This is a genomic window from Flavobacterium sp., from assembly GCF_025352425.1.
Taxonomy (GTDB): Bacteria; Bacteroidota; Bacteroidia; order Flavobacteriales; family Flavobacteriaceae; genus Flavobacterium.
Window position 1 is genome coordinate 11,795 of record NZ_JANXTI010000001.1, and the last position, 23,336, is coordinate 35,130.

18 protein-coding genes, 3 tRNA genes and 1 other RNA gene are annotated in these 23,336 nt (G+C 37.0%); 14 read left to right on the forward strand and 8 right to left on the reverse strand.

All coding sequences use genetic code 11. The features are described 5' to 3' along the window. Positions 1 to 322 precede the first annotated feature (322 nt). Both Q0Q99_RS00045 and Q0Q99_RS00050 read left to right on the forward strand, forming a co-directional pair. On the forward strand, positions 323 to 4,078 hold the full coding sequence (locus Q0Q99_RS00045; RefSeq protein ID WP_293889680.1) for a reprolysin-like metallopeptidase: 3,756 nt from the start codon (positions 323 to 325) through the stop codon (positions 4,076 to 4,078). Positions 4,079 to 4,263: 185 nt separating this feature from the next. Further along, complete coding sequence (locus tag Q0Q99_RS00050; RefSeq protein WP_293889682.1) at positions 4,264 to 5,673, forward strand: thioredoxin-like domain-containing protein; 1,410 nt, start codon at positions 4,264 to 4,266, stop codon at positions 5,671 to 5,673. A gap of 96 nt (positions 5,674 to 5,769) precedes the next feature. Here the strand turns inward: Q0Q99_RS00050 and fsa are convergent, their stop codons facing one another. From fsa to ffs, 4 genes are all read right to left on the reverse strand, one after another. Continuing rightward, on the reverse strand, positions 5,770 to 6,426 hold the full coding sequence (gene fsa / locus Q0Q99_RS00055) for a fructose-6-phosphate aldolase (RefSeq protein ID WP_293889684.1): 657 nt from the start codon (positions 6,424 to 6,426) through the stop codon (positions 5,770 to 5,772). 184 nt (positions 6,427 to 6,610) lie between these two features. After that, the gene (locus tag Q0Q99_RS00060) at positions 6,611 to 7,414 is read right to left on the reverse strand and encodes an SDR family oxidoreductase (RefSeq protein WP_293889685.1); all 804 of its coding nucleotides are present in this window, start codon (positions 7,412 to 7,414) and stop codon (positions 6,611 to 6,613) included. 107 nt (positions 7,415 to 7,521) lie between these two features. Further along, positions 7,522 to 8,520: an enolase C-terminal domain-like protein gene (locus Q0Q99_RS00065; protein WP_293889686.1), complete on the reverse strand. Its 999-nt coding sequence runs from the start codon at positions 8,518 to 8,520 to the stop codon at positions 7,522 to 7,524. A gap of 60 nt (positions 8,521 to 8,580) precedes the next feature. Further along, positions 8,581 to 8,678, reverse strand: an RNA gene (ffs, locus tag Q0Q99_RS00070) — signal recognition particle sRNA small type. 85 nt (positions 8,679 to 8,763) lie between these two features. On the opposite strand from ffs, the gene Q0Q99_RS00075 reads away from it, so the two are divergent. Next, complete coding sequence (locus Q0Q99_RS00075; protein ID WP_293889687.1) at positions 8,764 to 9,813, forward strand: glutaminyl-peptide cyclotransferase; 1,050 nt, start codon at positions 8,764 to 8,766, stop codon at positions 9,811 to 9,813. A 47-nt stretch (positions 9,814 to 9,860) separates the two neighbouring features. On the opposite strand, the gene Q0Q99_RS00080 is transcribed toward Q0Q99_RS00075, so the two are convergent. The 3 genes from Q0Q99_RS00080 to rho form a co-directional block, all read right to left on the reverse strand. After that, positions 9,861 to 10,439, reverse strand: coding sequence for a hypothetical protein (locus Q0Q99_RS00080; RefSeq protein WP_293889689.1), 579 nt, complete (start codon positions 10,437 to 10,439; stop codon positions 9,861 to 9,863). Positions 10,440 to 10,559: 120 nt separating this feature from the next. Next, positions 10,560 to 12,446, reverse strand: a complete 1,887-nt coding sequence (dnaK, locus tag Q0Q99_RS00085) for a molecular chaperone DnaK (RefSeq protein WP_293889691.1) — start codon at positions 12,444 to 12,446, stop codon at positions 10,560 to 10,562. A 179-nt stretch (positions 12,447 to 12,625) separates the two neighbouring features. Beyond that, entirely contained in the window at positions 12,626 to 14,371 is a 1,746-nt protein-coding gene (gene rho / locus Q0Q99_RS00090) for a transcription termination factor Rho (RefSeq protein ID WP_293889693.1), read from the reverse strand. 186 nt (positions 14,372 to 14,557) lie between these two features. Here rho and Q0Q99_RS00095 point away from each other — a divergent pair, with 186 nt between their 5' ends. After that, entirely contained in the window at positions 14,558 to 14,965 is a 408-nt protein-coding gene (locus Q0Q99_RS00095) for a DUF4293 domain-containing protein (protein ID WP_293889695.1), read from the forward strand. Positions 14,966 to 15,023: 58 nt separating this feature from the next. Here Q0Q99_RS00095 and Q0Q99_RS00100 read toward each other — a convergent pair whose 3' ends face one another. Beyond that, positions 15,024 to 15,518: a metallophosphoesterase family protein gene (locus Q0Q99_RS00100; protein WP_293889697.1), complete on the reverse strand. Its 495-nt coding sequence runs from the start codon at positions 15,516 to 15,518 to the stop codon at positions 15,024 to 15,026. Positions 15,519 to 15,616: 98 nt separating this feature from the next. On the opposite strand from Q0Q99_RS00100, the gene truA reads away from it, so the two are divergent. The 10 genes from truA to Q0Q99_RS00150 form a co-directional block, all read left to right on the forward strand. Next, complete coding sequence (gene truA / locus Q0Q99_RS00105; RefSeq protein ID WP_293889699.1) at positions 15,617 to 16,384, forward strand: tRNA pseudouridine(38-40) synthase TruA; 768 nt, start codon at positions 15,617 to 15,619, stop codon at positions 16,382 to 16,384. A 49-nt stretch (positions 16,385 to 16,433) separates the two neighbouring features. After that, positions 16,434 to 18,188 (forward strand): ABC transporter ATP-binding protein, encoded by a 1,755-nt coding sequence (locus Q0Q99_RS00110; RefSeq protein WP_293889701.1) that lies wholly within the window; start codon positions 16,434 to 16,436, stop codon positions 18,186 to 18,188. 172 nt (positions 18,189 to 18,360) lie between these two features. Continuing rightward, positions 18,361 to 19,749 carry a dihydrolipoyl dehydrogenase gene (lpdA, locus tag Q0Q99_RS00115; RefSeq protein WP_293889703.1) on the forward strand — a complete coding sequence of 463 codons (1,389 nt, stop codon included), beginning with the start codon at positions 18,361 to 18,363 and terminating at the stop codon, positions 19,747 to 19,749. Positions 19,750 to 19,917: 168 nt separating this feature from the next. Continuing rightward, positions 19,918 to 20,805 carry a hypothetical protein gene (locus Q0Q99_RS00120; protein ID WP_293889705.1) on the forward strand — a complete coding sequence of 296 codons (888 nt, stop codon included), beginning with the start codon at positions 19,918 to 19,920 and terminating at the stop codon, positions 20,803 to 20,805. A gap of 2 nt (positions 20,806 to 20,807) precedes the next feature. After that, positions 20,808 to 21,344, forward strand: a complete 537-nt coding sequence (locus Q0Q99_RS00125; protein ID WP_293889713.1) for a T9SS type A sorting domain-containing protein — start codon at positions 20,808 to 20,810, stop codon at positions 21,342 to 21,344. A 156-nt stretch (positions 21,345 to 21,500) separates the two neighbouring features. Further along, positions 21,501 to 22,004 carry an SgcJ/EcaC family oxidoreductase gene (locus Q0Q99_RS00130; RefSeq protein ID WP_293889707.1) on the forward strand — a complete coding sequence of 168 codons (504 nt, stop codon included), beginning with the start codon at positions 21,501 to 21,503 and terminating at the stop codon, positions 22,002 to 22,004. A gap of 233 nt (positions 22,005 to 22,237) precedes the next feature. Continuing rightward, positions 22,238 to 22,324 (forward strand) — tRNA-Ser (locus Q0Q99_RS00135). 13 nt (positions 22,325 to 22,337) lie between these two features. Further along, positions 22,338 to 22,412: transfer RNA gene (locus Q0Q99_RS00140), tRNA-Pro, on the forward strand. A 34-nt stretch (positions 22,413 to 22,446) separates the two neighbouring features. Further along, positions 22,447 to 22,520, forward strand: a tRNA-Arg gene (locus Q0Q99_RS00145). Between the two features lie 214 nt (positions 22,521 to 22,734). Then, on the forward strand, positions 22,735 to 23,336 hold a 602-nt coding region (locus Q0Q99_RS00150), incomplete at its 3' end, for a beta-ketoacyl synthase N-terminal-like domain-containing protein (RefSeq protein ID WP_293889709.1).

Consider the following 23,336-nt stretch of genomic DNA (forward strand, 5'->3'; position numbering starts at 1 on the left):
ATTGTATTATTAATAAAACCTCGTGGTGAATTACAACGAAAATTTTATACAGTTCAACGAGTAATTCTTTGAATATGGAAGATGTACTGCAAAGTCAATGAGGCTTTGGGATTGTCATCTCAATGATTTGTTAATGAACCTTTTATTTTCTAAAGAAAGAACAATAATTAACATTTTTTATTTAAAAAAGGACAGTTAAAAATTAGTTGTTTTTGAATACGAGTATTACATTCGCATCTGCAGTTCATCGATTGTTTTGTGTTTTTTATCGATGAAATGTAAAAGCTCCCAAGTTTAAAACAATTAACTTAACTAATGTCTTATGAAAAGATTTGTCTCTCTTACCTTATTGGTAATCAGTAGCATGGCCATAGCGCAAAATGGAAATCCATTGTGGAGAAGTAATACCGCAACTTCTAAAGCAAAAACAGCAAGCGGTGTAATCTTACCCAAAAAAAACCTTTATGATTTAGACTTAAACGCATTACACAAAGCTTTGATGAACTCACCAAAGCGAATGTTTAATGCACAGAAGTCGAACACGTTAATTACCCTTCCGAATGCAGAAGGTACTTTTGAAGCATTCCGCGTGTCTGAAAATCCGGTTATGGATCCGGCATTGGCAGCAAGATATCCTGAAATTAAATCCTATGTTGCTGTAAGTGTTGAGAACCCAGGTACAAGAGTATACTTTAGTATTTCTCCGCTAGGATTCAAATCAATGACATTAAATCCGGGGAAACCAAGCGTATTTATAGAACCTGTTAGTACTGATATGAAAACGTATACCGTTTACAGCAAGTCAGATTATAAGACCGCGCTGAGTACGATTGAATGCCGTGTTATTGATCAGGCTGTAAGCACAATTGATAATTCGGCATTTTTGCGTCCAAATGCGGATGATGCTAAACTCAGAACATTCAGGCTCGCTTTATCCTGTACGGGAGAATATACAACCTACTTCGGCGGTACCAAAGCATTAGCTTTGGCCGCAATGAATAATACCTTAACACGATGTAACGGAATATTTGAAACCGATTTTGGTGTGCGATTGGTTCTTATTGCTACGAACGATAACGTAATTTATACTAACGCTGCCACTGATCCTTATGCTGATGCGGCTAGTATGTCGAGTTGGAATTCACAGTTGCAGTCAAACCTGACCGCAGTAATTGGAGAAGCCAATTATGATATCGGACATTTATTAGGTGCAAGCGGTGGTGGCGGAAATGCAGGATGTATTGGTTGTGTATGTATAGATGGTCAAAAAGGCAGTGGTTATACATCGCCGTCGAGCGGTATTCCTTCAGGAGATAATTTTGACATTGATTATGTTGCGCATGAAATGGGACACCAATTGGGTGCCAATCATACCTATACTCACGTTACCGAATCAGGTACCGGTGCCCAAATGGAACCGGGAAGTGGTTCAACGATTATGAGTTATGCAGGAATAACGACCAAAGACATTCAGCGTCATTCTGATCCCTATTTCCATGCAATAAGTATTCAACAAGTAACCAATAACATCAAAGCGAAAACCTGTCCTACACTTACAAGTACCGGAAATGCCATTCCGTCGGTAAATGCCGGTCTGGATTATACCATTCCAAAAGGGACACCTTTTATGCTTACAGGAACCGCTTCAGATGCTAATGGTGATATCCTAACGTATGATTGGGAGGAAATGGATTTAGGTTCAGCAACTACAGCTACACCAACGGCTACAGCCACCTTAGGACCGATTTTCAGATCTTATCCACCAACTACATCACCTACACGCTATTTTCCCAGAATGGCAACGGTTTTAAGCGGTCTCACCACGACTGCGGGAACTGAAATTCCATGGGAAGTGCTACCAACAGTTGGACGCCCATTAAACTTTAGATTAACAGTTCGTGATAACAGAGCAGGTGGCCCGGCAAATAATAGTGATGATGCAATTGTAACGGTTAACGAAACAGCCGGACCATTCACAGTTAGTATACCGAATACAGCTGTTAGTTATTCCGGAGGAAGCACACAAAGCATTACCTGGAATGTCGCAGGTACTACGGCAAATGGTGTGAATTGCGCCAGTGTCGATATATTATTATCCACTGATGGCGGATTAACTTTTTCAACCACTTTAATTTCAGGAACAGCTAACGATGGATTTGAAAATGTAGTAATCCCAAATCTTGCCGGAACAGCAAACAGAATCATGGTTAAAGGTAATAATCATATCTTCTTTGATGTATCTGATACTAACTTTACTATTACAAATGGTACTGCTGTAGTGGACACAGTACCGCCGACGGTTATTACTACACTAACAGCTTCCGGAACGACTGCGGTATCAACAAATCTTTCCTGGACACCAACCACGGATAATATTGGAGTAACAAGTTATGAAGTGTACCAAAATGGCATATGGAAAGTTTCTACAACGTCAATTACACTCCATGTGACGGGACTACTGTCGGCTGTAACCTATAGCTATTATGTTATCGCCAAAGATGCCGCGGGGAATGTTTCTCCTACGAGTAATATTGCGAATGTAATAACACTTTCTGCCATTGATACCACAGCACCATCGACTACTACGCTTACCGCATTAGGAACTACGACAACGTCAACGAACCTTTCCTGGGCGGCTGCTTCAGATAATGTAGGTGTTACAGGTTATAACGTTTATCAAAATGGTGCCTTAAGAGCATCGGTAACGGGAACCACTTACACAGCTTCGGGATTATCAGCTTCCACCACCTATACCTTTTATGTGGTTGCCAGAGATGCCGCCGGAAATACTTCAGCTGCAAGTAATATTGCTAATGCAACAACTCTTTCGGCTGCTGATATCACAGCACCATCGGCTACTACACTTACCACATCAGGAACGACAACAACGTCAACCAATCTTTCCTGGGCGGCTGCTTCTGATAATGTAGGTGTTACAGGTTATAACATTTATCAAAATGGTGTCTTAAGAGCATCGGCAACGGGAACCAATTATACTGCTTCGGGATTATCAGCTTCCACCGCCTATAACTTTTATGTAGTTGCCAGAGATGCCGCCGGAAATACTTCAGCTGCAAGTAATATTGCTAATGCAACAACACTCTCGGTTGGTGATACCACAGCACCATCGGCTACTACGCTTAACACATCGGGAACGACAACAACTTCAACCAATCTTTCCTGGGCGGCGGCTTCAGATAATGTAGCTGTTACAGGTTATAACATTTATCAAAATGGTGTCTTAAGAGCATCGGCAACGGGAACCACTTATACAGCTTCGGGATTATCAGCTTCCACTACTTACACCTTTTATGTAGTTGCAAAAGACGCGGCAGGAAATACTTCGTCTGCAAGTAATACAGTAAGTGTAACCACTTTGACAACTGTTATGGCTTATTGTACATCAAATGGGATTGGCCGTGAATATATTAACGGAGTACAACTGGGTTCGATTGATAATGTCTCGGGAAATAATGGCGGTTATGGAAACTTTACTTCAATGTCTACTAATTTAACTATTGGGACAAGCAATCAGGTTTTTATTACACCCGCTTCGACAAGTTCAATGTTTTCAGGAGCTTATCGCATTTGGATAGACTTTAATCAGGATGGGGATTTTTCAGATAGTGGTGAAGAGGTTCTAAGTCAATCTAAAACTAAAACAAGACAAATCAGCGGAAGCATTTTTGTTCCTACTACGGCTGCACTCGGAGCTACAAGAATGAGAGTAAGTATGAAATATAATACTGCCCCAACGGCCTGTGAATCATTTTCTTATGGTGAAGTAGAAGACTATACCGTAGTGATAACGACAACTCCGTCGAAAATGGACGAAGAAGAAGTTATTGCCAAAATGGATTTTAAATTATATCCAAATCCTGTGACTGGAGAGGTACTAAATATTTCATCTTCTGACACGCTTACCGAGTTTAGGATTTTCGACATGATGGGAAAAGAGTTAATCAAAAATCATTTAGAAAATGAATCTGTCTATGTAGGTACACTCCCATCGGGAATCTATTTAATCGAAGTCACGGACGGATCATCAACAAAGTCAAAACGCTTTATTAAGCAATAAGGCTAACTCATATAAAAACCCTCGCTATTAAGTGAGGGTTTTTTATTCAATTTATTCAGCAATATCTTGGAAAAACATTGGATAATTAAACTGAAAGCAGCATATTTACCGCAGATTAACTTTAACGCTAGGTTAACAATAATATTAAAAGTATCAGGTTAATTTTGTTTACCAGTTTCCAACGAATGCACAAGTTTAGTAACATAAAAATTTTAGGTTTCATTATCCCGGTTTTTGTCCTTTTTAGTTCGTGTAAAAGCGAGTTCAAAGGCTGCGAATATGTGGCTTATTTTGGCGGTGAAGTCGTAAATCCGAATAACCCTTATGTTCTGTTCTGTAAAGACAATGAAGTGATTGATTCCTTAAAACTTGACGAAAATAATCGCTTTTTTACCCAATTTGACTCATTAGCTCCCGGGCTTTATTCCTTTAAACACGAACCCGAATACCAATATGTTTATTTTGATAAGAACGATAGTATCATGGTTCGCGTAAACTCAAAAGACTTTGATGAATCGATTGTTTTTTGCGGTCGTGGCGAAGAAAAAAATAATTTTCTCATGGAAATGTTTTTGAAAAATGAAAAGGACAAATACAAAATGTTTGAATACTTTGATGACAGTTTTGAAGACTTTTCCAAAGAAATAGATTCAACGTATTCAAAAGAAACCGTTTTTTACAACACGAAAAAACAGGAAATTAAATGGAGTGATGATTTTGATGTTTTTGCTAAGGCATCTTTGGACTTTGACTACTATTCAAAAAAAGAATTATATCCTTTGGTTCACAAAATAAGGACCGGAGAAGATATGATTGACCAATTGCCAGCAACTTATTACGATTACAGAAAGACAATCGATTTCAACAATGTAGCCCTTTCCAATTATGCTCCCTATGTGATGTACTTGTCGCATATGCTGAATAATATGGGAACCATTAATTATCATAATCATTTTACTGAAAAGGATTTGGCGTTGAAAACCAACATCAACAAAATGACTATTGCCGATACGCTGATTAAAAATAAAACAGTCAAAAACAACCTTCTCAACACTATTGCTTTTACGTATTTGCTCGAAGATCAGAACATGATTAATAATACTAAGTTTTTGGATACCTATAAAAAACTTTCTACCGACAAGAGCAAAAAGAACGAAATAACAGCCATCTGCAATGCAATTCAAATGCTGAAAGTGGGTAATCAATTGCCCGAAGTGCCTTTAATTGATACATCTGGCAAGTCTGTCACTTTATCCACTTTAACGAAACCAAATACGGTATTTTTCTTTTGGACTGAAAAAGCAAAGTCACATCTTGAAGCAGTTCACGTCAAGGTCATGAAACTAAAAGCCAAGTTTCCACAATATAATTTTGTAGCTGTAAATATCAATGACAGTAAAGAAGATTGGAAGGAGACGCTTGAGGAATATAATTTCAAAGGAGTTACAGAAGTGCATTGTTCGGATTTCGAAACAATAAAAAATAAATGGGCCATTAACAAAATACACCGCACTATAATTCTTGATAACAAAGGCAAAATCAAAAACGCGTTTGCCAATATATTCGATTCACAGTTTGAAGAAAATTTGAAGTAGCTAACAGCTTTTAAAATAAAAATCCCGATTCTAATTGAGTCGGGATTTTTTATATATATTAAAAATACTAATTTCTGATTGCTAAAAGCTAAATGCTTACTGATTCCCTTTAGCATAATCTGCAAGAAACTGCGCCAAACCAATATCGGTTAAAGGATGTTTTAATAATCCTAAAATTGAGGATAAAGGTCCGGTCATTACGTCGGCACCAATTTTGGCACAATTCACGACATGCATGGTGTGACGAATCGATGCAGCCAAAATTTCCGTTTCAAAAGCGTAATTATCATAAATGTCACGGATTTCCTGAATCAATGCCAAGCCGTCTGTAGAACAATCATCCAGTCTTCCTAAGAACGGCGACACATAGGTTGCTCCTGCTTTAGCAGCCAATAATGCCTGTCCGGCAGAAAACACCAAGGTTACATTTGTTTTAATTCCTTTATCTGAAAAATATTTACAAGCTTTTACACCTTCTTTGGTCATAGGAACTTTAACTACGATTTGCGGATGTAAATCAGCCAGCTCTTCCCCTTCTTTAACCATTCCCTCGTAGTCAACAGCATTAACTTCCGCACTTACATCACCATCAACAATGTTGCAGATATCAACGTAGTGTTTCAGGATATTGTTTTTTCCTGTAATTCCTTCTTTTGCCATCAACGAAGGGTTTGTTGTAACGCCATCAAGTACGCCAAGTGCCTGTGCTTCTCTAATGTCGTTTAGATTAGCCGTGTCAATAAAAAATTTCATAAAATTATCTTTAAAAAGTTGTGTTCCAATTTTTTGGGCGTTCCGCTTCGTTCCTAGCGGCGGGTCATCGGCTGCACGCGGTGCTTGCCTCTACCCCTAACGCAAAACTTGTGCAAAAGTACATATTTTTGAGTTTCTGAGAGCTTGAGTTTCTAAGTTTCTAAGATATTTTTTACTCAGGCACTCAAAGTTTATAATGGTTCATTAGCATACTTTCATAAATTCTGTCCGGTAAAATTCGTTTTAAGACGATGGAGAACTTTTGCATAAAAGCACCAATTTTATAATGCAGTTTTGGGTTTTTGTCCTGAATGATATGATACACTTCTTTTGCAAAATCATTTGGATTATCACCACTATGCATATGCGAATTCATCATACCAAGTGTGTTTTCATAAGCCGTTTTATAAACTGAACCTTCTCGTATTGGCGCATGGTAACGATGAGCGGCAATTTCTGTGGCAAATTCTCCCGGCGCAATGTTGACAATGTTTATCCCAAAAGGTTTCACTTCAATACTTATCGCTTCAGAAACCAATTCGAGCGCACCTTTTGAAGCTGAATAAATTCCCCGATAAGGCAAACCCATATAACCAGCAATTGAAGTAATATTGATTATCAAACCTGATTTTTGTTCGCGCATTTGTGGTAAAACCGTTTTGATAACTTCAATTGGTCCAAAAAAATTGGTTTCAAAATTATTTCGCATTTCATCTGTTGGTGTTTCTTCTATTGGTCCCGTTATTCCAACACCGGCATTATTGATTATAACATCAATTCTTTTTGAAATAGAAATTACTTTGGCAACAGCTTGCTGAATACTTTCTGCACTTCTAACATCAAGAGCAATCAAAGGAAATACTGAATTGGTTACTTTTTCAGGATTACGGCTTGTTCCGTAAACGGTAAATCCTTTGTGAAACAAAAACTCGCCAATGGCTTTGCCAATTCCCGAAGAACCGCCGGTAATAAGTACTACTTTACTCATTTTTTTAAGATAATAGATGATAGACTAAGAGATAATAGAGGTATATCAAATAAACGTCTAACATATATCCGTCTATTATCTATTTGTCTATTTTTTGCTAAAGATAATTAGTTTATTTTGATACCCAAACCATGATTTTCGCTCAAATGAATTTTACCATTTACAATTTCACTTCCTTTAGCAATATCATTCGCAATTAAATTTGCTCCATCCAAGTCGGCATAATCGCAAAAAGGAGCTAGTACAGCACCAGCTGAAATTCCGATGGTTGATTCTGTCATGCAGCCAATCATGATTTTGTAATTTAATTCTTTTGCAATAGTAATCATTTCTATAGCTGGTGTCAATCCGCCACATTTGACGAGTTTGATATTGATGCTTCGGTAATGTTGCTTCAAATCATTTAAAACAGAAACATCCTGGCAATCTTCATCAGCCATCCAATTGGCAAATTTATCGGCATGTAAAACTTTATAATTATCCGAACCCGGTTTCATTGGCTGCTCCAGATAAGTAAATTTGGGAATGGCTTCATTATTTTCTAACCAAATACAATTTGCTGAAGTAAAGCTTCCGTTTGAATCAAGAGCCAGACATTTATCTAATTGCAATAATTTGTCAATATCTTTTTCAACAAGATGATTGCACTTTACTTTGAAATTTGACCAGGAAGATTGCTCAATTTTCTTAATTTGATTTTCAACGGTGTCAATACTAATTGTTATCGAAGAATCCGGAAGTATAGTAAAATCAATAGTGTTCAACTCTAAAAAACTTTTCTTTTCGAGCTTTCCGAACAAATCCCAATAAGCGCAATCTAAGGCAGATCGCAGAAAACTTGGCAGTTCCAAATTCAAAAGAAAACTATAAAACTCTGTTGGATAAATTATTTTTTGGCTTTCAATTTTCGATTTTATCGTGTCTAAAATTTGATTAAAATCCGCTAGGTTAATGTGGTAATAATCAATGGATGTGCATTCGCCATATCCTTTGCTCCCATTCTTTTCAAGCGTTACAATTAAAGCTTCCCTATATGTATAATTCCCATAGGCAATGGCAAAGGTTTCCTTTAGTTGAAATCGGATTATTTGCCATGATAAAACCATATGCTGTAAAAATAAAAATCCCGATTCCCGAAACTTCGGGACGGGACGCTTTTTTGAAAAAAATGGCAAGCGACCTACATCGCACCGCTCAACCACATACCTTTGCTATGTTCCCATCCTGGAGGATTTTGCAGGAGCTGGTCGTGTAGGACTTGCCGATGCAAATATACAATCTTTTTATTTTTTTGCAAGAATTTAAGAGCAATATAAATATATTTGTGAGTGAAAAATTAATTATAAAAAATGAAAATTTATAACCCATTAATTACCATTTTATTAGCGCTGAATATTGCCGGTTGTGGAGATAGTCAAAAAGATAAAGAAAACTATTTTAGCTTTGATGAAAATGCTATGAAGCCTATGTATCAAGCGACGGATAAAGTTGATTTAACCTTATTAAATTCCAAAAACAAAGCCATTGACAGCGTTACTTATATTGTAAACGACCAGCGAATTTCATCTGTAAAAGGAAATGGCAAATTCACTTTGGATTTGAGCGGCAAAAAACTAGGTTATCAAAATGTGAAGGCTTTAGTTTATTTTGAAGGCGATACGATTTCTGCAAAAACCAGAGTGGAAGTTGCTTCGGGAATTGTTCCAAAACTATTAAAATACACTGTGGTCAATACATATACTCACGATGCAAATGCGTTTACGGAAGGATTTGAATTCTTCCGCGATACTTTGATGGAAAGTACAGGCCAAAACGGTAAATCGTATTTTGCCAAAATTGATTATAAAACAGGCAAGGCTTATAAAAAAGTGGATATTGACCAACAATATTTTGGCGAAGGAATTACGGTTATCAATAATAAAATATATCAGCTTACATGGCAGAACGAAACAGGTTTTATTTATGATGCAAATACATTAAAAAAGCTAAAGACGTTTACATTTGACAAAAAAATAGAAGGTTGGGGAATGACAAATGATGGTAAAAACATTTACCAGTCGGACGGAACGGAAAAGATTTGGACAATGGATCCCGTAACCCAAAAGATGACCAATTTTATAAACGTATATACCAATGACAGCAAAATTAAAAGCGTCAATGAACTGGAATGGATTAACGGAAAAATCTATGGCAACATCTGGCAAAAAGATGCTATAGCGGTTATTAATCCACAAAGCGGAGCTGTAGAAGCAGTATTGGACTTATCGGCTTTGCGTGCTAAAGTGACTAATAAGGAAGCGGAAGTCTTAAACGGAATTGCCTATAATAAAAAGACAAATACCATTTTCGTGACAGGTAAAAACTGGAATAAAATGTTTGAAATAAAGATTTCGGAATAAACGTTAAAACATCTAAATAGAAAATCCCGAATTGCTTCGGGATTTTTTTATTTCTTCTTAAACTCCATTTTGTCTTTATCGTAAACATAAGTAGTTTGCTGGGTTTTGTTTTTCTGGGTCACAGAACCGTCGGGATTGAGTATAAACTCAAAACCTTCCCTTTTCATTTTCTCCTGTGTTTCGGTGGCTTCGGACTTACCTAAAAACACTATCTCCGTAATATGATTCGTTAACTGGTAATTGGAATAAACTTGTTTCTTTTTCGTTAACTCGTAGATAACGGAATAGATAGTAGTTCTTTCTTCCGTCTTCATTTTGGTTTTTACCACGTTGATTTCTGTCCAGGTTAGGAGATATAATTTCACGCCACTTGCGGTAAACGAGATTAGCTTACAATCTTTGGGTGCAAATTCCGCGTCAACATCTTTCACAACGAGCATGTCATTGGTTTTCCCCTTCTCACTGATACTAATCTGAAACTTTCCGTTTTTGATTTCAGTTTGCAAGTTGTCGAGTTTTGGGAAAGCCGGGGCAGACGTTGCAGGTTTTTTTGCAGGAGCTTTCTTTTGGCTAAAACCATTTAAGGAAAGTAATCCCACACATAGGAATAAAAATATTTTTTTCATAGCAAAAATAATAGTGGTTAAAAACAGATAGCCAATTTACAACATAATCTGTTTAATAAATGTTAAATAAAAAACCGGATAATTGATTACCCGGTTTCTAATTTCTTATTAAGCTAATAATTATTTAACTTCTTCGAATTCTACATCTTGTGTATTATCGCTTTGAGCATCAGCTTGTGGTTGTGCGTCTTCCGCCTGACCAGCTTCACCTTGAGCATACATTGCTTCTGTTGCTGTTTTCCAGGCTGCATTTACATTATCAAGACCTTTTTGGATAGCTTCCAAATCTTGGTTCTGATGTGCCATTCTCAACTCTGTCAAGGCTAATTCTATAGCTACTTTATGATCATCAGCAATTTTATCGCCCAATTCCTTCAATTGACTTTCTGTTTGGAAAATCATACTGTCAGCTTCGTTCAATTTCTCCGCTCTTTCTCTTGCAATTTTATCTGCTCCTGCATTTGCTTCGGCATCTTTTTTCATTCTTTCAATTTCTTCAGCGGTCAAGCCAGATGAAGCTTCAATACGGATATCATGTGATTTTCCTGTTCCTTTATCGGTAGCTGAAACTTTGATAATACCATTGGCATCGATATCAAATGTTACTTCAATCTGAGGAACACCTCTAGGTGCCGGCGGAATTCCGTCTAAGTGGAAACGACCAATTGTTTTGTTATCCGCTGCCATAGTTCTTTCACCTTGCAATACATGGATTTCAACACTTGGCTGGTTATCCGCAGCAGTAGAAAATACTTGTGATTTCTTGGTTGGAATAGTTGTGTTTGACTCGATTAATTTAGTCATTACATTACCCATAGTTTCGATACCTAATGATAAAGGTGTAACGTCAAGTAACAATACATCTTTTACATCGCCCGATAAAACGCCACCCTGAATAGCAGCTCCAATCGCAACCACTTCATCAGGATTAACTCCTTTTGATGCTTTTTTTCCAAAGAATTTCTCTACTTCATCAGCAATTCTTGGCATTCTTGTAGAACCACCAACTAAGATAACTTCGTCGATATCTGAAGTCGATAAACCTGCATCTTTCAACGCTTTAGCAACTGGTTCCATTGAACGTTTTACTAAAGAATCTGATAATTGCTCAAATTTAGCTCTGGTTAATTTTTTTACTAAGTGTTTTGGTCCTGAAGCTGTAGCTGTAACGTAAGGCAAATTGATTTCTGTTTCAGCAGAAGATGATAATTCGATTTTTGCTTTTTCAGCGGCTTCCTTAATTCTTTGTAACGACATTGGATCCAAACGCAAATCAATTCCTTCTTCCGATTTGAATTCGTCTGCCAACCAGTCAATAATTGTCTGGTCAAAATCATCTCCACCTAAGTGTGTATCACCATTTGTTGACAATACTTCAAATACTCCGTCTCCTAATTCAAGGATAGAAATATCAAAAGTACCACCACCTAAATCATAAACCGCAATTTTTTGGTCTACTCCTTTTTTGTCCAATCCGTAAGCTAACGCCGCGGCAGTTGGCTCATTAATGATTCTCATTACTTTAAGACCCGCAATTTCACCGGCTTCTTTTGTAGCCTGACGCTGCGCATCATTAAAGTAAGCAGGAACAGTGATTACAGCTTCAGTTACAGTTTGACCAAGATAGTCTTCAGCCGTTTTTTTCATTTTTTGAAGTGTCATAGCTGACAATTCTTGTGGTGTATATAATCGTCCGTCAATATCAACACGTGGTGTATTATTGTCTCCTTTTACAATGCTGTAAGGTACTTTTTTAGCTTCGCTGGTAATTTCAGCAAAGGTGTGTCCCATAAAACGTTTGATAGAACCAACCGTTTTTGTTGGGTTGGTAACCGCTTGTCTTTTGGCAGGGTCACCAACTTTTATTTCACCACCTTCTACAAAAGCGATGATAGATGGTGTAGTTCTTTTTCCTTCTGAATTAGGGATTACTACAGCTTCTTGTCCTTCCATTACAGAAACGCATGAGTTGGTTGTACCTAAATCAATTCCAATTATTTTTCCCATTTTTACTTAATTTTATTTTTTGAGTGTGTTTGTTTAAAACTTGCTTGTCCGAAGTCAATGATTATGCCAAGTAGCAAATGAGAATAAATTGTCAGTTTTTGAATCTATTTTGGAAAATTATATGACAAGATGACATTTTACAAAAAAAAATCCCAACCTTTCAGTTGGGATTTTCTATGTTAGTCATTCATCGAAATCAGGAATTCCTCATTGTTTCGGGTTTTCTTAATCTTATCATTAATCGTATCCATGGCTTCTACAGGGTTCATGTCGGCAAGGAACTTACGCAGTATCCACATACGCTTTAATGTGTTAGGATCCAATAATAAATCGTCACGACGCGTACTTGAAGACGTCAAATCGATAGCTGGGAAAATTCTGCGATTAGCGATTTTTCTATCCAATTGCAATTCCATATTACCTGTACCTTTGAATTCTTCGAAGATAACTTCATCCATTTTTGAGCCGGTTTCTGTTAATGCAGTGGCGATGATACTCAACGAACCACCATTTTCTACATTACGTGCGGCACCAAAGAAACGTTTTGGTTTTTGAAGCGCATTAGCATCAACTCCACCCGAAAGTACTTTTCCAGATGCCGGTTGCACGGTATTATAGGCTCTCGCCAAACGCGTAATTGAATCTAAAAGAATAACAACATCATGACCACATTCAACCAAACGTTTTGATTTCTCAAGTACAATGTTTGCTATTTTCACATGTTCCGATGGTTCTCTGTCAAAAGTTGAAGCAATAACTTCTCCTCGGACGCTTCGTTGCATATCAGTAACCTCTTCCGGACGTTCATCTATTAGTAAAACAATCAAGTAGACTTCAGGGTGATTGGCAGCAATAGCATTAGCAATATCTTTTAACAACATTGTTTTACCCGTTTTTGGCTGCGCCACTATCATTCCACGTTGCCCTTTTCCAATTGGGGAAAATAAATCTATAATACGAGTAGAAACACTTGATTGTTTATCGGCGATGCTAAATTTTTCCTGCGGAAATATTGGTGTTAAATGTTCAAATGAAACCCTGTCGCGAACTACTTGCGGATCATGACCATTTATTTTTAAAACTTTTACTAACGGAAAGAACTTCTCTCCTTCTTTTGGTGGACGAACCACACCTTTTACAGTATCTCCGGTCTTTAATCCAAACAGCCTTATTTGTGATGTTGAAAGATAAATGTCATCCGGCGAAGCCAAATAATTATAATCCGAAGAACGCAAAAACCCATAGCCATCGGGCATCATTTCGAGAACGCCTTCACTTTCAATAATTCCATCAAATTCAAAATCGGAATCGCGAAAATTATTTTGTTTTTTACCTTTGAAATTAGGGTTATTATTTCCATTGTTACCATTTCCGTTATTTCCATTCCCGTTTTGGTTTGGATTCGGATGTTTTGATTTTTGAGCCTGATTGCCATCATTTTGATTGGCTGCTGTTTGCTCTGAATGGTCACTACCAAAAGAACCTTCACCTGTTGGCTGTTCCGCTGATTCAGTATTGCTTTCTATTGGTTTTTCGGAAATAATTTGGGGATCATTATTACTCTTTTTCTCAAAAACTGGCTTTTTGAACTTTGGATTTTTATTTTCAAAAGCTGGCTTTTGCTGCGCCAGTTCGCTAACGCTCGTGTCAACAACTTCAGCTTCATTTGTAAACAAATCGTTTTGATTGTCTTCAGCTGTTTTTTTTGTTTCGGGAGAAATACGAGTTCGTTTGGCTTTATTATCAGTTTGTTCTTCCAATGCAACTTTTGGAGCAGTATCAACCACAGCCGTGTTTTGGTGTTCCAAAATCTGCGCAATAAGCGTATCTTTTTTGGCACCAGAGATCTTAATTGTTTTGGATAATTTGGCAATTTCCTGAAGCTCAGCAAGCTTCATTTCTTTGAGGGCAGAAATGTTAAACATAAATTGTATTTATATCGTAAATCGTTATAATGGAATGTAAAAGTGGGTAGATTTTAATACTTAGAATAATCCGATTGATGAAGTTCTTGCGGATTTGTTCTGCAATAATACAAATAATATTTTATCATGCAATAGTATTTTTTTAAAAAGAAACTTTATTTTTGCATCAGATTATTGAAAAAACGAATGTTTAGAATCCAAACATACTATTTGATTGCGTGCCTTATTATAACTGGAGTTTTACCATTTATTTTCCCATTATGGAAAGATTTAGTTGGAAACCCTTTTTATTTTATGATGGATATGGTTTATGTTACCCTATTTGGATTAAGCACAACTCTATCGTTATTGAGCATTTTATCACATAAAAAAAGACAACAACAATTTGTCATGGGCAGATTGAATATGATATTTAATTTAATTTTATTAGGATTATTTGTGTATCGGACACTAACTGCATCTGGAGAAACAGCTATTTCTGAGAAGGGTGTTGGGATGTTCTTACCTATTTTTTCTATCGTATTTTTGGTTTTGGCCAACAAAGCCATAAAAAAGGACGAAGATCTCGTAAAATCTGTGGATCGACTGCGATAAACCTATAAACTTAGTTTTTTAGTGCTGCAAAAAACCCGAATCATATGGTTCGGGTTTTTTATTTCTTACCTAATTCAATTATTTCCAAATTCTGAATCTTATCGCCATCTATTTCAAAGCGCAACATGGTTCTCACTTGGTGAAAACCATAAATCCCACAAGCACCGGGATTCATGTGCAATAAATTCAGCTTTTTATCAAACTGTACTTTTAGTATATGCGAATGTCCGCAAATGAAAAGTTTGGGCGGATGGTTTTGAATTTCAGTTCGGATGTTTTGGTTGTATTTCCCGGGATAACCGCCAATATGTGTAATCCAGACATCCACATTTTCACAAAAAAAACGATTGTGCAACGGAAATTCCATTCTGGCTTTGTCATCATCGATATTGCCATAAACTGCACGTAAAGGTTTTATAGATTTTAGCGTATCAGTAACTGCCATATCTCCAATATCACCTGCATGCCAAACTTCGTCCGTGTGATGAACATATTTCAATATCTTTTCATCAATATGACTGTGCGTATCGGAAAGCAAAAGGATTTTTTTCATGAATGAAATTCTAATCAGCAAATTTATATTAAAATTTTTAACCTTTCTTCAACACAAAAACTTTGTAACTTTGGGACTTTTAACGCTGCAACTTTATCTTGAGATATTTTATAGAATTAGCATATAAAGGAACAAACTATCACGGTTGGCAGTACCAGCCCGCCGCTGACTCTGTACAAGAAACCCTCAACAAAGCCTTGTCAATACTATTGAAAACTGACATTGACATTGTTGGCGCCGGAAGAACAGACACTGGTGTTCACGCTAAACAAATGTTTGCCCATTTTGATTATGAAACCGAAATCGAAACACAGCAATTAGTTCACAAACTCAATTCCTTTTTACCCAAAGACATTGTTGTTTTTAATATCTTCAAAGTAGCCAATGACGCTCATGCCCGCTTTGATGCCACGAAACGTACTTATGAATATCATATTCATACGATGAAAAATCCTTTTGAAAACGAAGGAAGTTATCAATTTCAATTGCCATTGGATATTGATAAAATGAATGAAGCATGTGAGATACTCTTCAAACATAAGGATTTCGAATGCTTTTCAAAAGTAAATACCGATGTCAGAACCTTTAATTGTGTTATTTTTGAAGCACATTGGACTCGAGGCGGAACTGAACAGAGCGGAGCTGAACAAACCGGAAACAAACTAATTTTTACAATTTCGGCCGATAGATTTTTGCGAAATATGGTTCGTGCTATTGTGGGAACAATGATAAACATCGGAACAGGAAAAATAAGTTTAATCGATTTTGAAAAAATAATAGATAGCAAAAACAGAAGCCAGGCCGGATTTTCAGTACCGGCACAAGGATTATATTTAACTAAAATTGAATACGAAAATTTATTTTAAATTTTAAATTAAAACCATTTATAATATTCAGAATTTAAAACAGAAAAAAGTGCAAGCAAAAGCATTCGATACCAATTTATTTAAAAGGATTTTAAAATACACGAAGCCCTATAAATTCAGATATTATGGGGTAATTTTGTTTGCCATTTCTCTTTCTGTTTTTGCCGCACTTCGCCCCTATCTCTTAAAGCAAACCGTTGATGAATACATAAAACCAAAAGACGGAAACGGACTCCTGTTTTATGTAACTCTGATGGGAATTGTTATGCTTTTAGAATCAATTTCACAGTTTTATTTTGTGTATTGGGCCAATTGGTTGGGGCAGGATATTATCAAAGACATTCGGATAAAACTATTCAAATACATCCTCAGTTTCCGAATGAAGTATTTTGACAATTCTCCTGTGGGAATGTTAGTAACGCGTTCCGTTTCTGATATTGAGCAAATAGCGCGTATTTTTAGTCAGGGCCTTTTCATGATTTTCAGTGATTTGTTGAAAATGATTGTTGTGCTCTTCTTTATGTTTTATATGAACTGGCGATTGACATGGATTGTTATCATTGCCATGCCAATATTGGTTTACATTACACGGATTTTTCAACGCAAAATGCAGGTTGCATTTGAAGAAGTGAGGACACAGGTTAACAATATGAATGTTTTTGTGCAGGAACGTGTTACCGGAATGAAAATTGTGCAGCTTTTCAATCGGGAAGATATTGAATTTGAAAAGTTCAAAGAAATCAACAGCAAACACAACAATGCCTGGATAAAAACCATTTTTTATAACTCTATCTTCTTCCCTATTGCCGATATTATTTCCTCATTAACCCTTGGAGCAGTTGTTCTGTATGGGGGATTTCATATTTTAGATGGTAATAAATTTACCTCATTTGGTGATTTATTCTCTTATACCATGTTCATCGGAATGCTGTTTAATCCGCTGCGTCAGATTGCAGATAAATTTAACGAAATGCAAATGGGAATGATTGCGGCCAATCGTGTGTTCGATATTTTGGACACTGATAATGATGTCCAGAATGATGGAACAAAAATGGCCAGTCATTTCCTGGGAAACATCCGTTTTGAAAACGTTCGTTTCAGTTATATTGACAATGAAGAAGTGTTAAAAGGAATCAATCTAAAAGTAAATGCCGGCGAAACCATTGCCATCGTTGGCGCTACAGGGGCCGGTAAATCAACAATCATCAATCTTCTAAATCGCTTTTACGAAATCAATTCAGGTTCGATTTATATTGACGATCAAAATATAAACGATTTTAAACTGGAAAGCCTTCGACAACAAATTGCTATTGTTTTACAGGATGTCTTTCTTTTTGCCGATACGATTCACAACAACATTACATTGAACAATCCTGAGATTACCCGTGAGGTTGTCATTACAGCAGCCAAGGAAATTGGTGTACACAAATTCATTAAAAGCCTTCCCGGCGGTTATGATTATGATGTAAAAGAGCGTGGCGTGATGCTGTCATCTGGCCAACGTCAACTGATTGCGTTTCTTAGGGCCTATGTTAGCAATCCGAGTATTTTAATTTTGGATGAAGCTACTTCTTCTATTGACAGCTATAACGAAGAATTAATTCAAAAAGCAACCGAAACGATTACCAAAGACAGAACTTCGATAGTAATTGCGCATCGGTTGGCAACAATCATAAATGCCGATAAAATAATTGTAATAGAAAAAGGTCAAATTGTAGAAGAAGGAACGCACCAGGAATTGGTTAGCAAAACAGAAGGTTTTTACAAAAAATTATACGACTCTCAGTTTGCTGTCGAGAGTTAAACTTTCAAAATAAATTCATAAATTCGCAGTCTCAAATAATCAAAGAAATTCTATAGATATGGCACGAGCCTTTCGGCGATTGCATTTTTATATTAAACAAATAAATACGAAAAAATGACACGAACCTTTTGGTGACTGCATTTTTTACATTAAATAAATAATTACGAAAAAAATGAAATACGATATTATTGTTTTAGGAAGTGGTCCCGGCGGTTATGTGACTGCTATTCGTGCCTCACAATTAGGCTTTAAAGTAGCCGTAATCGAAAAAGAAAACCTCGGTGGAATCTGCCTTAATTGGGGTTGTATTCCAACGAAAGCGCTTTTAAAATCGGCACAGGTTTTTGATTACCTAAAACATGCTTCTGATTATGGATTAACCATCAAGGAATTTGACAAAGATTTCTCAGCAGTTGTAAAACGGTCAAGAGATGTTGCCGACGGCATGAGCAAAGGTGTTCAGTTCCTTATGAAGAAAAACAAAATCGACGTTATTGATGGTTTTGGAAAATTAAAACCCGGAAAGAAAGTTGATGTTACCGATAAGGACAAAAAAGTTACCGAATATTCCGCAGACCACATCATCATCGCAACGGGAGCGCGTTCACGCGAATTGCCAAACCTGCCACAGGATGGTGTAAAAGTTATCGGTTATCGTCAGGCGATGACATTGCCGACACAGCCAAAGAAAATGATTGTTGTTGGTTCCGGCGCTATCGGAGTTGAATTTGCTCATTTCTATAACGCAATGGGAACAGAAGTTACTATTGTGGAGTTTATGCCAAATGTAGTTCCGGTTGAAGATGAAGATATCTCAAAACAATTTGAGCGTTCGTTAAAAAAAGCAGGAATTACAGTGATGACCAATGCTTCTGTTGAGAGAATTGATACGACCGGCAAAGGCGTAAAAGCATTTGTAAAAACGGCGAAAGGCGAAGAGATCCTTGAAGCGGATATTTTACTTTCTGCCGTTGGAATTAAAACAAACATCGAAAATATAGGTTTGGAAGAAGTGGGTATCAAAACAGATAAAGATAAGATTTTGGTAAACGACTTTGCGCAAACCAACGTTCCCGGCTATTATGCTATTGGTGATGTAACACCAGGCCAGGCTTTGGCACACGTTGCGTCGGCAGAAGGAATTAATTGTGTTGAAAAAATCAAAGGTTTACATGTCGAACCAATCGATTATGGAAATGTTCCCGGTTGTACGTATGCAACTCCGGAAATTGCTTCTGTTGGTTTAACCGAAAAACAAGCAAAAGAAAAAGGATACGAATTGAAAATTGGAAAATTCCCATTCTCCGCTTCAGGAAAAGCAAAAGCTGCCGGAACACCGGATGGTTTTGTAAAAGTAATTTTTGATGCAAAATATGGCGAATGGTTAGGCTGTCATATGATTGGCGCCGGAGTTACTGATATGATCGCAGAAGCAGTTGTAGCGCGTAAACTGGAAACAACCGGACACGAAATCCTAAAATCCATACATCCGCATCCAACCATGAGCGAAGCCGTTATGGAAGCTGTTGCTGATGCTTATGGCGAAGTGATTCATTTGTAAATGGCAATTTTTATGTCTTTAATCCTAAAAAAAAACCAATCATCGAAAAGATTGGGGTTTTTTCGTTTTGCACTTACTAAAAAAGTATATTAGTTATCACATTCCATTCAACTGTTTATAAATGAGGTTTATAAACAATTAATTATGTTTAACCCTAAACAAAATAACATGAAAAAATTACTACTACTTTTTATTTTGCACTTCACTTTTTTCCAATCAGTATACGGGCAAGGCGGTTCGGTCTGTTGGCGAGAAGTATCTGCAGGACAAAATTTTACCTTAGCTATCAAAAGTGATGGCACACTTTGGGGTTGGGGACAGAACTCAAACTTGTTGGGACTAGGATTGGGAAATTTAGCTAATCAAAATCTTCCTACTCAAATTGGTAACGCAAATGACTGGCTGACAGTTTCTGCAGGAACGATACATTCTTTGGCCGTAAAAACCAATGGGACTTTATGGTCATGGGGAAATGGGCAATTTGGTCAATTGGGAAATGGAGTATTTAATTCGGCTACGCCAAATGTTACTCAAGTGGGCACAGCAACAGATTGGCTAAAAGTTTCGGCGGGCAATCGATTTAGTTTGGCCATAAAAAACACAGGGACACTATGGTCCTGGGGTTGGAATTTCACAGGGCAATTAGGAGATAATACTGTTGTAGATTCAAATCTTCCGGCACAGGTTGGCACTGCCAATAATTGGTTTTTAATTGATGCTGGTGACCAACATTCATTAGCTATTAAAACAACCGGAACACTTTGGGCTTGGGGAAATAACACTTTTGGACAATTGGGCGACGGAACAAATACCACAAGTTTAATTCCAATCCAAATCGGAATAGCAACCAACTGGTCTTTGATTTCCGGAGGAACAGATCACAGCATGGCGATTAACAGCGGTAATATTTTATACACCTGGGGAAACAATACTAACGGACAATTGGGAGATGGAACAAATACAGCCTCAAATGTGTTCCTATTCCTATCAGCTTTAGCTCTGTCGGTCTTGTATCATTTTACATCGCAATTTCTGCTGGGCAAACACATTCCCTAGCCATAAAAAATGATAATACACTTTGGTCAACTGGTTTCAATAATCAAGGACAGTTAGGATTAGGGAATCTAACAAATACCAACGTGCTAAATCAAGTTGGAACTGCCAATACCTGGATTGGAATTTCTGCGGGACACACTCATTCCCATGCTATTGCTACAAATACAGATATTTGGTCAACTGGAAGAGGTTTGGAAGGTGAATTGGGAATTGGAAGCAACACGGCTTTCAATACGCTTCAGGTTGTAGCCTGTCCGGCAACTCCTTTGTCAACAAATGATATAAAATTGTTTAAAGCGGCTGTTTATCCAAACCCAACAAACGGAATAACGACTATAAGTTATAACTTAGAAAACGATACTACGGTTACATTCAGAATAACTACTATTCAAGGGCAACTAATTCAGGAAAACAAAATGGATAAACCAAGCGGTTTACAAACGGATAATTTCGACTTAAGTGGCCTATCCAATGGAATCTATTTTATTTCTATAAATAGCACAAATGGAGCCTATACTGTCAAACTGATTAAAGAATAAATAAACTTTTATAACAGCATTTTAAAATCCCAGTCTAAAAATTGGGATTTTTTTTGTTAACAAGTATTTCTTTGAAATTCCAATTGACTATCAATATTTTATAAATTTAATTTGTCAAAAAAAATTAAGTCAACCTAACTATTAAATTTATTATTTATGAAAAAAATCCAATTATTTAAAATCGCTTTTCTGGCCTTAGCCTTAGTAAGCTTGAGTTGTAAAAAAGCAGACGAAGCTCCTGCTGAATCTGCAAAACCTGCATTTGATTTAGCTGCTGCGAAAACAGCAGTAGATGCCAGATATCGTGAATTCGAAAAAGCTTTCAATGCAAAAGATTCCGTTGCATTGGCTAATTGTTACACTACCGATGCCGAATTTATGAACCCTAATGCAAAAGCTTTGGAAGGAAGACCTGCCATTCAAAAAGTATTCGGAGAATGGTTTAAAGGCGAGTCGCCAACTTTAAAGCTAAATCTTGTAGAGCTTTGGGGTGATGAAAACAATCTGACTGCGGAAGATGCCTGGACAATGACTGATAAGGACGGGAAAGTTGTTGATGAAGGAAAATCAATCGAAGTTTACAAAATGGAAGATGGAAAGTGGCTTTTACTTCGCGACTGCTATAATTCTGATATGCCGGCAATGCCAATGAAAAAATAAAATTATCAGTTATTAAGTTATAAAGCCATCAAAAATTATCTTGATGGCTTTTTTATTAAACAAAATGGTTGTCTGATAAAATATTATATTTCTAGTATGTTGAAAGTGAACCTTTTTACAAAATATTTGTTTTACTGATTAAAAAAAGAAATGAAATAGTTGTGAATTATAGAATGAAAAGTTACATTTGCAACCGCAAAAAAGCTAAGTTCTTTAAGCATTATTGAAAATCTGGAGAGTTGCCTGAGTGGCCGAAAGGACATGTTTGCTAAACATGCGTATGGGAAACTGTACCAAGGGTTCGAATCCCTTACTCTCCGCTTTTTTAATTTTCGGGGTGTAGCGTAGCCCGGTTATCGCGCCTGCTTTGGGAGCAGGAGGCCGCAGGTTCGAATCCTGCCACCCCGACTTTTTAACCATTTTTTTGCGTAAAAACTGTTTTGGTTCCATAGCTCAGCTGGATAGAGCAACGCACTTCTAATGCGTAGGTCGAAGGTTCGAATCCTTCTGGGATCACGAATGAATCAAATCCCGAAAAATAAATGGAATTTATTCTAATTTTATTTTTTGGGGTTTTGCTTTTCAAAGCGGAGCTTTGAGGATGTGCACAGTAAATCCTTTTGGAATCACATCATAAACCATTGAGAAATCAGTGGTTTTTTTGTTTTAAAAGCATTCCATAATTTATAATAAAAGATTAGTTTTGCATTACAAATAATTAACACATATTATGATTAAAAAAGTAGTCATCGTTTCAGCAGTTAGAACACCTATCGGAAGTTTTATGGGTTCATTGTCGACAGTTACAGCTGCCCAATTAGGTGCGGCTGCAATCAGAGGTGCTTTAAATAAAATCAATTTAGATCCAAACCTCGTTGACGAAGTTTTGATGGGTAATGTTGTTCAGGCTGGAGTTGGACAAGCACCTGCTCGTCAGGCAGCTAAATTTGCAGGTTTACCAGATAATGTTCCCTGTACAACCATAAATAAAGTATGCGCATCGGGAATGAAAGCGGTTATGCAAGGCTCTCAGGCTATAATGGCCGGCGACGCCGAAATTGTAGTTGCCGGTGGAATGGAAAACATGAGTTTAATTCCACATTATGTTCACTTAAGAAATGGTGTGAAATTTGGCCCAACCACGATGGTAGACGGAATGCAGAAAGATGGTTTGACCGATGCTTATGATGGAAATGTGATGGGCGTTTGTGCCGACTTATGTGCAACTGAATATAAAATATCGCGTGAAGAGCAGGATGCTTTTGCAATTCAATCATATGAACGTTCGGCTAAAGCATGGGAAACTGGAAAATTCAATAACGAAGTTGTTCC